This window comes from Streptomyces sp. NPDC052101, from assembly GCF_040680235.1.
GTDB lineage: Bacteria > Actinomycetota > Actinomycetes > Streptomycetales > Streptomycetaceae > Streptomyces.
The window spans coordinates 213,048-224,835 of record NZ_JBFAWH010000014.1; the positions used below are offsets into that span (position 1 = coordinate 213,048).

14 protein-coding genes and 1 pseudogene are annotated in these 11,788 nt (G+C 68.2%); 5 read left to right on the top strand and 10 right to left on the bottom strand.

Going from position 1 to position 11,788, the window contains the following annotated elements:
- The first annotated feature begins 71 nt into the window (after positions 1-71).
- From AB0L75_RS25280 to AB0L75_RS25290, 3 genes are all read left to right on the top strand, one after another.
- Positions 72-791, top strand: a complete 720-nt coding sequence (locus AB0L75_RS25280; RefSeq protein WP_365184766.1) for a DUF998 domain-containing protein — start codon at positions 72-74, stop codon at positions 789-791.
- A 901-nt stretch (positions 792-1,692) separates the two neighbouring features.
- On the top strand, positions 1,693-1,998 hold the full coding sequence (locus tag AB0L75_RS25285; protein ID WP_365184768.1) for a hypothetical protein: 306 nt from the start codon (positions 1,693-1,695) through the stop codon (positions 1,996-1,998).
- A 159-nt stretch (positions 1,999-2,157) separates the two neighbouring features.
- Positions 2,158-2,565, top strand: a complete 408-nt coding sequence (locus AB0L75_RS25290; protein WP_365184771.1) for a hypothetical protein — start codon at positions 2,158-2,160, stop codon at positions 2,563-2,565.
- 140 nt (positions 2,566-2,705) lie between these two features.
- Here the strand turns inward: AB0L75_RS25290 and AB0L75_RS25295 are convergent, their stop codons facing one another.
- From AB0L75_RS25295 to bagL, 4 genes are all read right to left on the bottom strand, one after another.
- Positions 2,706-3,125 (bottom strand): ribonuclease domain-containing protein, encoded by a 420-nt coding sequence (locus tag AB0L75_RS25295; RefSeq protein ID WP_365184772.1) that lies wholly within the window; start codon positions 3,123-3,125, stop codon positions 2,706-2,708.
- 370 nt (positions 3,126-3,495) lie between these two features.
- Complete coding sequence (locus AB0L75_RS25300; RefSeq protein WP_365184774.1) at positions 3,496-3,870, bottom strand: GntR family transcriptional regulator; 375 nt, start codon at positions 3,868-3,870, stop codon at positions 3,496-3,498.
- Positions 3,867-4,634, bottom strand: a complete 768-nt coding sequence (locus AB0L75_RS25305) for a hypothetical protein (protein ID WP_365184777.1) — start codon at positions 4,632-4,634, stop codon at positions 3,867-3,869. Before AB0L75_RS25305 ends, AB0L75_RS25300 begins: the two co-directional genes overlap by 4 nt.
- Before the next feature lie 152 nt (positions 4,635-4,786).
- Positions 4,787-5,245, bottom strand: coding sequence for a MarR family transcriptional regulator BagL/FevM (bagL, locus tag AB0L75_RS25310; RefSeq protein WP_365184779.1), 459 nt, complete (start codon positions 5,243-5,245; stop codon positions 4,787-4,789).
- Between the two features lie 58 nt (positions 5,246-5,303).
- Here bagL and AB0L75_RS25315 point away from each other — a divergent pair, with 58 nt between their 5' ends.
- Both AB0L75_RS25315 and AB0L75_RS25320 read left to right on the top strand, forming a co-directional pair.
- Positions 5,304-5,993: a non-oxidative hydroxyarylic acid decarboxylases subunit B gene (locus AB0L75_RS25315; protein WP_365184782.1), complete on the top strand. Its 690-nt coding sequence runs from the start codon at positions 5,304-5,306 to the stop codon at positions 5,991-5,993.
- Positions 5,968-7,437, top strand: a complete 1,470-nt coding sequence (locus AB0L75_RS25320; RefSeq protein WP_365184784.1) for a UbiD family decarboxylase — start codon at positions 5,968-5,970, stop codon at positions 7,435-7,437. Before AB0L75_RS25315 ends, AB0L75_RS25320 begins: the two co-directional genes overlap by 26 nt.
- Before the next feature lie 117 nt (positions 7,438-7,554).
- Here AB0L75_RS25320 and AB0L75_RS25325 read toward each other — a convergent pair whose 3' ends face one another.
- The 6 genes and pseudogenes from AB0L75_RS25325 to AB0L75_RS25350 form a co-directional block, all read right to left on the bottom strand.
- On the bottom strand, positions 7,555-8,040 hold the full coding sequence (locus AB0L75_RS25325) for a substrate-binding domain-containing protein (protein ID WP_365184870.1): 486 nt from the start codon (positions 8,038-8,040) through the stop codon (positions 7,555-7,557).
- A 13-nt stretch (positions 8,041-8,053) separates the two neighbouring features.
- The gene (locus AB0L75_RS25330; protein WP_365184787.1) at positions 8,054-8,452 is read right to left on the bottom strand and encodes a hypothetical protein; all 399 of its coding nucleotides are present in this window, start codon (positions 8,450-8,452) and stop codon (positions 8,054-8,056) included.
- Positions 8,449-9,301, bottom strand: a pseudogene (locus tag AB0L75_RS25335) (IS5 family transposase). The gene AB0L75_RS25330 and the pseudogene AB0L75_RS25335 overlap by 4 nt, the downstream one beginning before the upstream one ends.
- A gap of 145 nt (positions 9,302-9,446) precedes the next feature.
- Positions 9,447-10,121, bottom strand: coding sequence for a hypothetical protein (locus AB0L75_RS25340; RefSeq protein WP_365184789.1), 675 nt, complete (start codon positions 10,119-10,121; stop codon positions 9,447-9,449).
- Positions 10,122-10,268: 147 nt separating this feature from the next.
- Positions 10,269-10,595: a LysR family transcriptional regulator gene (locus AB0L75_RS25345; protein WP_365184792.1), complete on the bottom strand. Its 327-nt coding sequence runs from the start codon at positions 10,593-10,595 to the stop codon at positions 10,269-10,271.
- A gap of 533 nt (positions 10,596-11,128) precedes the next feature.
- Positions 11,129-11,731 carry a TetR/AcrR family transcriptional regulator gene (locus tag AB0L75_RS25350; protein ID WP_365184794.1) on the bottom strand — a complete coding sequence of 201 codons (603 nt, stop codon included), beginning with the start codon at positions 11,729-11,731 and terminating at the stop codon, positions 11,129-11,131.
- Positions 11,732-11,788: the final 57 nt, after the last annotated feature.

Below are 11,788 nucleotides of genomic sequence, written 5' to 3' on the forward strand. Positions count from 1 at the left end.
CCGCTGTGTTCACCCTCCGCTGCCGGTATGTGTCGTACTCGCCAATGGAGTCTCAGCGCGGGAGCCTACGGTTGAGCAAGGACGACACGCTGGGTGCGCACGACGTGGCGGGTGCCGATGCGTACGGGATACTGCGCCCTGACGACTTGGGTGCTTGGTGGCGGGTTGCTGCGGTGCTGCTGCTGGTGGCAGCCGTGACCTACAACGACTGGCTGCTGCAGTTCTGGGTGCGGACGGGACTGGACCAGCGTAACTCGTACGTCAGTGAGGCCTTTGCAGCCGATCAGCCCCACCACGTGCTGTTCAGCGTGGTGGAACTGGTCACGGCGGCTCTGGTGATCGCCGTGGCCTCCCTGGTCGTGACGGCGCTGCCGTGGGGCTGGTCCGCTGCCGGGTGGTGGGCGCTGCTGGTGTTCGGGACCTGCTCGGTGGCGGACGTCGCTCTGCCGATACGGTGTGCGCCCTCCCTCGAGGCCGGATGTCCCGCCGACAGCGTCGCGCACACGATGACCAGTGGCCTCGTGCACCTCGCCCTGTTCGCCTCGATGGCCGCCTTCCTCGTCCATGACCGCCGGGCTCCCGGGAACGGCTGCCAGACGGGGCAACGGGCCCGCTGGCTGCTACCGGTCTCCATGGCCGCGGCGATCTCCTCCGTCGGCCCCTACGTCGGCCGACCGGGCGGACAGGGGATCGCCCAGAGGGCTCACCTGATCACGGTGGGCTTGTGGTTCTGGTCCCTGGCAGTCGATCTGTGGCGTCGCCAGTGGCGCAATCGACCTTCGCTGCTGTGAGGCCCGTACAGGTTCCTCACGACATGTCCGCGGTGGCCGACAGGACCCGCGTCGTGACGGGTGGTGAGGCTTGGAGATTCCGCACCCGCTCGTCGGGATGCGATCAGTATGGAGCGGATGTAAGGTGTTGCACCTTTCGTCATAGACCATTGCAGTGACCAGCAGGTTTTGGACTGTCGCATACGGCTGTTCGCGTTCGTCGGTGAAGAGACGCTGCGGACGGGTGCGGGTGACATCGACGGTGGTACTCCTACCGTGTGCGACCAGTGCCTGAACGATCGGGTGGTACGACACCGTCCGCAGCACGAATGCGCTGACCCATACCGGTCTCCGGACGCCGTCCAGCAGGGCTGTGAACGTCCGGGTGTAGAACTCCTTGTCCTGTGCCGCCAGTTCCGCCGTCGACATCGTCTGGTGAGCGGGGGAGATGCACCGCTCGCACAGTTCCGCCAGGTGAAGCAGCACAGGTCCAGCACCGGCGGCCTACCGGAAGACTGGCTGGGCATGGTGTGGGATCTCATACCCCAGCGGGTCCAGCCGCCCGAAGTACGCGCGCGGGTCCGGCCGGGCGGCGATGCCGTACTCCTCCTCGCAGAACACAGCTGTACCTCCATCATGTATCGCCTTCCGCGCCCCCTGGACGTCTGCCATGCACGGGAGCACACGTGCACTCGGTCGCTCCGCAACACGCGCTGCGCATGCCGACCGCTGAAGGTCTCGCCGCCCTGGCAGCCGGCCAGACTTCCGATGATGTGCCGCCGCCGGTGCGGCGGTCCTCCGTATGTGTGAGATCGGCACGGCCCCGACCTCAGCTTTCCCGCGCAGGCGTGATCCGTGCTGTGGACCTACGGTGGTCGAAGTGGCGCCGACGAGCCGAATCGCCGTAGCGGAGGAGACCGCGATGGAGGAACACTTTGTCTGGGTGACGACCCGCCGCATTCAGCCGGGCACACTGGAGGACTTCGAGAGGGCATGGCGGCCGGCCGCCCAGCCGCAGGGCATGCGCCGCGCCTTCGCGTACTGGTCCGAGGACGGACAGGAGATCACCGGTGTGTCGTTCTGGGATTCCAAGGAGGCATGCGATTCCTGGCGGGCCTCCGAGCCCGAGGCACAGCGGCGTGCTGCCATGGCCCCGTACGTTGTAGAGGAGCGGGAAGGCTTCTATCGCGGCCGGGAACTCGCCATCCCCACTGGTACCCCGGGGTGAGCGGGCCGTTGTAAGTCGGTCCGGTCCGTTCCCAGGACCGTGATGTCACCGGCGGCCTGGTGGCCGTGATTCGCCCTGGCCCGGCATTCGTGACCGGATCGCGGCGAACTCGTGGATCATTGCGGCCGGTTTGGGCACGCTGGGCTGGATGCTTCGGAGGTGCCGTCGGGGTACGCGTTCCAGCTGGCGCTGGCGCTGGCGCCGTTGGATGCGCTGGTGGGGTCGGTGCGGCTTGCCAGGGAGCACAAGTACCGGCTGCTGCTGAGGTTCGTGCTCCCAGCACGGTTGGCGTGGGCGCCGCACACACCGACGGATCGGGCCGTGGTACTGGACGAGGTCGTCACCGCGTACCGGGCGGGTGTGATCCCGTTGGAGACGGCCGTGCAGATGCTGCGGGACGCGGGCTATCCGATCAACGACGCGTTCCAGGACGTGGCACGTATTCGGGTGGCGGTTCAGAGTGTGACGTCACCTGGGTTGATGGGGCTGCTGACGGCGACAGCTGACAGGTGCTACGTGCGGCATACCGGAGCGATCGAGGTGGGCGAGATCGGGTGGGCGGGCTGAGGCGCAGCACGCTTCCGCAAAGCGGCCGCCTGCACATGATCGAGGGGCGGTCCCAGGAGGACCGCCCCTGATGGGCACATCAGCCGACTACACTCACCCGCACATCCGAGCAGGCCGATTGTCGAAGTCGTGCTGCAGTATCAGAGCTGGTAGAAGTCGGTGTAGTGGTTGGGCGAATACCAGACCGCACCGGTGTTGGAGTCGACGACGATCCGGTAGGCGTCCCGATGGGCTCCGCAGGAGCGCGGGTAGACGTCGTACTCGTAGAAGGTGTCACCGGAAGGCAACTCCCCGTCGTTGTTGTAGAACTCGCCGCCCGCGTAGCTGCACTGCCCGTCCGGCCAGTCGTACCAGCCCCGAGTGGTCGGGTAGCCGAGGTCGGACCAGGTCGAGTTGGCCGAGGCCGCGTCGGAGCATCCGTCGATGCTGCAAGAACTGTAGACCGCCGCATTCGCGGCAGGACTGTTGACGGCGGACACACTGAACACGGACGCGATGGCGGCGATCAGCACCGCGAACCGCTTGGCCCAGGACAGCTTGGGACGTCGCAAAGTCAGCAAGGAAACCCTCCAAGTCGAAGCATGCATGAACATGACACCCTGGTGGCCTTGCGTAACAACCGGGTGTCTCGCCGGTTGCCGGGGAGGGGCAATTGCCTTGTGATGTAGGTGAGCGATGGCGCCCAGCACCCCGGGTGAGCCCAGGTCTGAAACCGCTGTTCGTGGTGATGCTTGAGTGGGTCACAGGCTGCGGTCTGGCACAGCGTTTGGACGTCGACAGTCGCAACACGCTGCCTGACACCCGTCAGGTCTCGTCCTCGGCTTCCGGTCGCCCGTTGCCGAGTGCCGCAACGCGTCCATCAGCCGCCGAACCCCTCCTCACCAAATGGGGGTTGCAGCCGACGATCAGGTGATCCAGACGCGGCAAGGTCTATTTCAGGGCTTGGTGGGCGGCGAGAAGGATGGCCTCGGGGCTGGCACCCAGTGCGCGTGCGGCTGCGGTGAAGTGTCGGGCCAGCGTGGCGAGTTGGTTCGGGTCGGGCTGCTTCGCTTCGGACGGGGGTGCCGCGACCCGGGTGCCCGCGCCACGGCGGGTGCGGATCAGCTCGGCGGTCTCCAGTTCGCGGTAGGCGCGGGCCACGGTGCCCGGTGCCAGGCCCAGGTCTGCGGCGAGCTGACGCACGGTCGGCAGGCGTTCGCCCTCGGTCAGTCGGCCGGTGATGATCAGGGCGGCGAGCTGGGCGCGGATCTGCTCGTACGGTGGCACCGGGCTGGTCGTGTCGACGCGGACGGCTGGCTCCGTCATCGTCGTGCTGCTCGGGGTGCCACCAGGGTGAACAGGCACCATGCCAGGCTGATCAGACCCAGCAGGCCCAGAGGGTAGATCACCAAGGCAGTGACAGTGCCCAGCGTGGCCGCGCAGGTCGTGTGCGTCAGCACGGTGGCGATCATCAAACCGACGAGCAACAGCTGACTCGAGACCAGCACTCCCCAGGCTGCGGTGATCGCCCAGGAGCGGTCACGGCGCTGCTGATCGTCCCCGGCGCGGTGGGCGATACGGCGCAGGGCCCAGAAGCAGGCGCCGGTTCCGGCCGTGAGAGAGGCGAGGATCGGGATGCCGTAGAAGATGCCGGGCCACGGTCCGAGAGGTTTGGGTGCACCGTCGCAGGTGACAGTGATTGCCCGGCCCGCCCGGCCCATCGCATCGGGGGAAGCCGTGGCAGCCCCGATCACCAGCAGCACGACGAGGGATACCGCCTGGAGAACAAGCAACGGGGCCATGCGGGGCGGCACATGGTCCCGGACCCGGCGCGGTACGAGACCGGCGGTGCGTACGGCTTCCTGAGGGCGCAGGGTGAGCGCGTCTCCGAGCAGGACGCCGCCCACCGCGCAGAGGCCGAAAGCGGTGATGGCGTACACGATGAGCGCGCCGTAATCGTCGCCGAAATTGCTCGTGCCCAGGGAGGCCACCTGCTGTGCGGCCATAAGGCCCGCAACGAGACCGGCCCAGCGGGCGTAGCGGTGGGCGCGGGCACGGAGGCGGGATACAGGCCGGACGGTGTCGAGCATAGGAGACCTCGGTGAGTGTGGTGGCCGCGCGGCTTGCGCCCAGAGCCTTCGGCGTTGCTTGCCGCAAGCCGTGCTTGTATCAAGTGGTGATTACAAGATGTCGCAGCCTGATATCTTGTGTCAACTGCTCGATACAAGTTGGGTTGGCGCGGTCAGGGCTCGTCTGTGGCTTCCGGCGGCATGTCGCCGAGTGTGCGGAGCGCGTCCACCAGTCGCCGCAACTCCTCCTCACCGAAAAGGAGTTGCAGTCGTTCGTGCAGTCGCGCGGCCTCGGCGACGGCGGCCTTGAGGTGTCGGCGGCCCGCTTCGGTGAGCGTGATGATGCGGCGCCTGCGGTTGGCTGGGTCGGCCTCCTTGGTCACCAGCTCGCGGGCCTCCAGGCGGTCGAGCAGGGGGGTGAGGGTGGAGCGGTCGATGGCGGTCAGGGCACCCAGGGCCGACTGGTCCATGCTGCCGTGGTCGCGCAGCACCAGCAGCACCGCGAACTGGGGGGTCGTGAGGTCGGGTACGCGCTGTTGCCAGCTGAGCGTCCATGCCTGGGTGGCCCGGCGTAGCTGATGGGGCAGCGACTCGTCTAGCTGCAGCCAGTTGCGTGGGTTTGCGTTCGTCACGGAAGAGAGTATATTCCGTGTACAGACATTCCGTGTACTGAATGTGGATGGGGTCGGCATGCGACTGATCGTGGGGATGACTGGAGCGACGGGCGCGGTGCTCGGTGTACGACTGCTCACCGAACTGCGCCACCACGACGACGTGGAGACCCACCTGGTGCTCAGCCGGTGGGCGCGCGCCACGCTGGAGACGGAGACAGGACTCGGCGCACGCGATGTGGCTCGGCTCGCCGACGTCATGTACGCGCCCGAGGACCAGGGCGCCGCGATCTCCTCCGGCTCGTTCCGCGCCGACGGCATGGTGATCATCCCGTGCAGCATGAAGACCCTGGCCGGGATCCGTGCCGGGTATGCCGAGGGTCTGGTGGCCCGCGCCGCCGATGTGACGCTCAAGGAGCGGCGCCGGCTCGTCCTCGTACCGCGGGAAACCCCGCTGAACGAGATCCACCTGGAGAACATGCTCGCGCTGGCGCGGATGGGCGCCTCGATCGTTCCGCCCATGCCCGCCTTCTACAACCATCCCGCCACGGTCGACGACATCGTCGACCACATCGTGGCCCGGGTGCTGGACCAGTTCGGCATCGAATCCGGTGCGGCCCGGCGCTGGCAGGGCATGCGGCACGCCGTCGCCACCCGGCCCGCCGACCTGCCCGTCGACGACGGCGGTTCCGCCCTCATCCCACAAGAACACCACTCCGCAAGCACAGCAAGGGAGTTGCACCGTGACCCATCTCTCCGACCTGCGTGAGTACCTCGACGCATTGGACGCCCTGGGCGACGTCAGGCGCATCGACCGGGAGGTGAGCGCCGACCTGGAGGCCGCCGCTATCACCCGGCTCTCCTACGAACGCCGTTCCCCTGCCACGCTGTTCGAGAACGTCACCGGCGTCGAGCCCGGATTCCGCCTGCTGGGCGCCCCCGCCGGGCTCAGCTCGCTGCCGGACAAGCCGCTGGCCCGCGTGGCACTCTCCGTCGGCCTGCCCGCCGACACCACGGCCGCCGAACTGGTCGAGCACCTGGCCCGCACCCGGCACGCCACCCCCGTACCCCCCAAGCGCGTCGCACGCGAGGAGGCGCCCGTCAAGCAGAACGTGCTGCTCGGCGACGACGCCACCCTCGACCGCTTCCCGGTGCCGCGCGTGCACCAGGCCGACGGCGAGCGCTACACCAACACCTGGGGCATCATCGTCGCACGCACCCCCGACGGCCGGTGGACCAACTGGTCCATCGCCCGGATCATGATGCTCGACGGCCGACGCATGACCGGCCTCGTGGTGCCGCCCCAGCACATCGGCCTGATCTGGAAGGAATGGGCGAAGATCGGCAAGCCCATGCCGTACGCCCTGGTCCAGGGCGGCGCCCCGGCGGTCCCGTTCGTCGGCGGTATCCCGCTGCCCGAGGGCGTGGACGAGGCGGGCTACATCGGCGCCCTGCACGGCGAACCGCTGCCCGTGGTCCGGTGCGAGACCAACGACCTCGAGGTCCCTGCCGGTGCCGAGATCGTCATCGAGGGACACCTGTCCGTGGGCCGTGACGCACTGGAGGGCCCATTCGGCGAGTTCGCCGGGTATGCCTCCGACGAGACCTCGATGCAGCCCGTCTACAGCGTCGAGGCCATCACCTACCGGGACGACCCCATCTGGCCGCTCGTCGCCGAAGGCCGCCCGGTGGACGAGTACCACACCGTCACCGGCGTCGGCGAAGCCGCCGAGATGCTCGCCGACCTACGCACCGCCGGTCTGCCCATCGGCACCGTCTGGCTGCCGCTGCGCGCCGCGGCCCACTGGTCCGTGGTGACCGTGCCCGCCGACTGGCGCGACCGGCTGCCGGGCACCGACGCGGACGCCTTCGTCCACCGGATCGGCGAGGTCCTGGCCGCCTCCCGCGCGGGCCGCGTGACCTCGAACGTCTTCGTCCTGGACGACGACATCGATCCGGCCGACGACGACGATCTGCTGTGGGCCCTGGCCACCCGCGTCCATCCCGTCCAGCACGCAGAGGCGTGGGACGGCCGCATCCATCCCCTCCTGGGCTGCTACACGCCCGAGGAGAAGGAGGCCCGCCGCGGCCCGGTGGTCGTCCACAACGCCCTCCAGCCCGCACCGGGTTCAGGCCGCCTCCCGCACAGCTCCTTCGGCCAGGCCTACCCCACGGAAATCCGCCAGAAGGTCCTGGCGCACTGGGCCGACTGACCGTCCCGACCGGGGTCACCTGCCCGGCTCGCCCTGGCCCGGCTGGAACCGCTTCAAGCCGCACCTTGTGGTGGCCCATTCTGCCTCTGCGACTTGCGAAACCGTCTCACACGTGGCTCACCAGGTCTTGGCGGCGGACAGCAGGTGCTCCAGGACGAGAGTCAGGTGCGGGTTGGTGGAGCTGCCCAGGCATTGGACGAGGTAGGCGGTGATGACCGGCGGGTCCTCCGGTTGGTGCACTGGCCGGAGGGCACCGGAGGCGAGTTCGCCCTGGCACAGGTAGCTGGGCAGGACACTCCAGCCGGCGCCATTGGTGACGGCGGTGAGGACGCCGCGCAGGTCGGGGACGGTGATGGCGGCCTGGACGTACAGGCGGCGGTCGAAGACATGGCGCCAGTGGCGTCGGGCGATGGGCAGGTCCTCGGCGTAGGCGATCACTGGGAGGCTCTCCAGGGCAGTGGGCAGCTCATGCCCCTTGAGCCGTTCGGCCCATGCCGGGGCGGTGACCAGGCCGAATTCCTCATCGGCGAGGCGTTCGGCCTGCAGCGCTCGACCGCGGCGTCGGCGGGTGGCGACGACGATGTCGTGGCGTCCGGTACGCAGTTCTCAGTGGACGTTAAGTCCGTTTCTGGTAGCGGCCACGTCCGGGCTGGGTGAGGAAGCCTTGGCGAAGGAGGCGTCCGAGGCGGGCGCGAGTGACGTCGACGGTTGCCTCATCGGTGGGTATGCCGAGGAGTTCGTGCAGCTCACGGGCCCGGAATGCCTGGTCGGGATGCTTGTTGAAGGCGTTCGCGATGGCCTGGTAGGCGGTGTTCGTCCCGGACGGCTCGGGTTCGCCTCCGGCCGGTGCGAGTTCGGTGACGACCTTCCGGGTGGTGGCCAGGACCGCGAGTCGCGCTTCGGTCTTGGCCAAGGTGGCAGTCAAGTGCTGGATCTGCTCGCGTAGTTCGCCGGCCCGGGCCTCGGTCGCGTCGTGCTGAGTCTGGAGGTCTGCCAGGGGCTCGATGCTGTTCATGCGGCCAGCCCGAAGGTGTCGCGCCAGGCCGGGGCGGGTGTGGTCAGCCGGCGGGCCATATTCGCGATGGAGGCCCAGTAGACGCGCGAGGTGGAGGCGTCAGGCCGGTGGTCGTACTCCCGGGCCAGGCGGCGGTGCGACATCAACGTGCCGTTGACCTGCTCCACGATCCACCGCTTCGGCTGTGGAACGAAGCCTTTGCCCTGGTGGTCGGGGTTGCGGTGGACGCCCTCGACGTCGATGTCCAGTAGCGCCCCGTGAATGATGACCTGATCCTTGAAGCCCTGGTCCACCAGAGCCTTCTCCAGGCGGAGGCCGCACCGCTGGGCAGCCTGGTCGAGCAGGGCGGTGCCGGCGGCGTTGTCGTGGGCGGATGCGGCCAGCACGACTACGCCGATGACGGGCCCCAACACGTCCACTGCCAGTGCCCGCTTGCGCCCCGACACCTTCTTGTTGGCATCCAGCCCGGTCGTGGTCTTCGGGGCACTCGCGGCCGCGCGGACGGACTGGGTGTCGATGATCACGAGGGACGGGTCCTCTAATCGCCGGGCTCTCTCCCGCACCCGGCAGCGCAGGAGTTCCTGAATCCGCTGGTCAAGCCCGTCTTCGCGCCACTAGAAGACCGCCGACCAGGCCGGCAGGTCATGCGGCCGATAGCGCCACTGGCAGCCCGTCCGGTTGTGGTAGAAGATCGCATTCACGACTTCCCTCAGATCGCAGGCCCCGGGGTCGCCGGTCGCCGACCGCTTCACCCGGTTTCACCCGGTCCTGCTTCCAGGCTGTGATCATCGGCTCGATCAACACCCATTGCTCGTCCGACATGTCGCTGGGGTACGGCTGTCGCTCCATGCCCCACATCTTGGCATGAACATGTCCAACGGGTGGTCGACGTGACGATCAGCACCACGATCGAGCGATCACGAATCGAGGAAGATCGGTCTTAGCGTCCGCTGAGGAGGGCCCAGCCAGGCGGGGCTCTGAGCGGTAGCGAGCCTCACTCCGCCTCACGCACCTCCCCGTACCAGCGCCACTTCTCCAGCCGCTCCCGCCCCGCGAGCTCACCTCGCCCGGTCGCCCACAGCAGCGTCTGCCACGGCTCCTCGCCGCGCTCCACATGTGGAAAGAGCCGATCGAGGACCATCGCACAGAGGTCGTCGGGGGCGGTGAATTCCATGCCAAGACCGGCTGCGATGTCGTATGTGTGGAGAAGGGTCTCGACGATGCCCATCGCCGCGAAACCGGCCGGGTCCGAGGCACCCATGGCGTGGTGGGCGAGGGTGGACGGGGGAGTTGTGCGGGTCAGGGAGACCTGCATCGCACCACACGCCTCCAGAACTGTCAGCAGCCCGGACGGGCCCGGCTCCCGCGCGGCCTGGAGTATGTTGACCGGCCCTTCGGGCCGTTGACGGTGCATCTCAAGGGGGACATAGGTACCGGCCGGCAGGCCGGGTGTCGCGATCTGCATGCCGTAGAAGAACAAGTCGTCCGCCAGGTGCTCGGCCGTCTCCCAGCACGTCCACTCCAGCGCACCAGCCTTCGCGTCCCATGCCTCCGCCTGCGCGGGTGCCGGCCGCAGTGTGGCGAGCGCGAGCTGCACCGCGCGGGCCAGGGCGTCGGCCCAGGCGTCGTTCGTGCGTCGGGCCGACGGGTCATGATCTTCAAATGTCATCCGGGCACCGTAACAGGACTACCTACCGCTGCAACCAGAAACGGACTTAACGCCCACTCGGAGCAGCAGTTCGGTCAGTCAGATGACCAAGCCGCAGCCGGACGCCCTGCGCGACCATCGGGGCCAGCACCTTGAGGCCGAAAGCGCTCAGGAACTCCGCGGGGCCCGCCAGATGGGCCTTGCCACGGTGCTGCTCGGCGCCTCGCCGGTGATGTCGGCCAACTGATCGAGGGGGGCCGACAGCCGCATGGCGAGTTCGTCCGCATGGGGCAGCGGGTTGACGCCGTGCGCCCGGCGCTCGAACGGCTCGTGGCCCAGGCGGTTCTCCAGCGCCCGCATCTGCGTGGTGACGGTGGACTGCGACAGGCTCAGCCGTGCGGCGGCGGTGAAGGAGCCTAGTCGGTGCACCGCGAGGAAGGTGCGCAGCAGGTTCAGGTCGATCAGGCCGGACCCATGAGTGTCGTGATCGCTCACGGTTTCGAGCCTACGAGGTACACATGGCAGCCACCTACCGCCCGTGCCCGAAAAGCCATCGATTCATCGCTACCTCGTATCGCTCTCTTCATTGGCGCCGATAGTTCAGGACCTTTAGTTTCGAGCATGAGTGCGCTGACGTACTGAGTAGCGAGCGTCAGAGCGTAGAGCTTCGCCGGATTCCTGCGTCAGGACATCGGACGCCGTGCTGGCTGGTCTGACCTCGGACTACAGCTCCGGCGTGGTCGAGGGACACGTCAACAGACTTGGAGCGCTGAAGCGGCAGATGTTCCATCGGGCCGGACTCCCTTGCTCCGCCAGCGGGTGCTTCTCGCGGCTTCGTTCACGTCAAGCAGTGACGTCAGCGCCCTGGAGGCATGATGGAGGGAGGCCGCAGCGTGGTTCCGCACCCGCTGGAGCGGGGATGGCTGTCTTGGCCCCCGGCGGCTGCGGCCAGGAGGTCGGCCCGGCCCTGAAGAAGGCTGGCCGGACCACGCTCGGCGTACATGCGTTTGTCGACACTCAAGGGGTCACTAGACCGGTCGTCGCTGCACGGCATCGGCGATAACCGCTGTCACGAGCTTGTTGACGGCTGCCGTGGTCGGCGGGCCGGGGTCGCGGTCTGCGAACAGGAGATGCCCGCCACCGACCAGCGAGAGGGTGAGTGAGTCGATGTCGGCGTCGGCCGCGATGCGGCCCAGTTCGCGCTCGTCGGCCAGATAGACGGAGATCGCGGTCGTGGCCTGGGCAAGGATCGCGATGCCGCCCCCGGGCATGGCCTGCCGCAGCCGTGCGCGCAGCTCATCACGGAAGGTGATGAGCGGGATGATTGCCACAGGAATCGGTCCGAACAGGGTGGTCAGCGCGCTGGTGAGGTTGTCGGCCACCGCGCCAGTGCCGGCGCACTCGCGCAGCGCACTCGCCTGCGTCTCAAGCTGCGCGGCCCGGTCGAGTACGAGGTCGGTGAGGAAGGCGTCGAAGTCGGTGAAGTGCCGGTGCAGGACGCCTTTGGCGCAGCCCGCCTCGTCGGTAACGGCCCGGCTGGTCAGTCCGTTCGGCCCGTCCCGCAGAAGCACGCGTTCCGCAGCGTCGAACAGCTGCTGCCGCGCGTCGCGAAGGTGCACCCCAGTCGGCATTCACAGTTCCTCTCGTGCGTCATCCCACCGGCAACCGTTGCCCAGTGGGCGCGTGCC

What these genes read in the sequence shown, in the direction of transcription:
- AB0L75_RS25285 (WP_365184768.1), top strand. Translation starts at nt 1,693, where the DNA reads ATGGAGGAACACTTTGTCTGGGTGACGACCCGCCGCATTCAGCCGGGC.
- AB0L75_RS25300 (WP_365184774.1), bottom strand. Translation starts at nt 3,870, where the DNA reads ATGACGGAGCCAGCCGTCCGCGTCGACACGACCAGCCCGGTGCCACCG.
- AB0L75_RS25305 (WP_365184777.1), bottom strand. Translation starts at nt 4,634, where the DNA reads ATGCTCGACACCGTCCGGCCTGTATCCCGCCTCCGTGCCCGCGCCCAC.
- AB0L75_RS25315 (WP_365184782.1), top strand. Translation starts at nt 5,304, where the DNA reads ATGCGACTGATCGTGGGGATGACTGGAGCGACGGGCGCGGTGCTCGGT.
- AB0L75_RS25330 (WP_365184787.1), bottom strand. Translation starts at nt 8,452, where the DNA reads ATGAACAGCATCGAGCCCCTGGCAGACCTCCAGACTCAGCACGACGCG.
- AB0L75_RS25340 (WP_365184789.1), bottom strand. Translation starts at nt 10,121, where the DNA reads ATGACATTTGAAGATCATGACCCGTCGGCCCGACGCACGAACGACGCC.
- AB0L75_RS25350 (WP_365184794.1), bottom strand. Translation starts at nt 11,731, where the DNA reads ATGCCGACTGGGGTGCACCTTCGCGACGCGCGGCAGCAGCTGTTCGAC.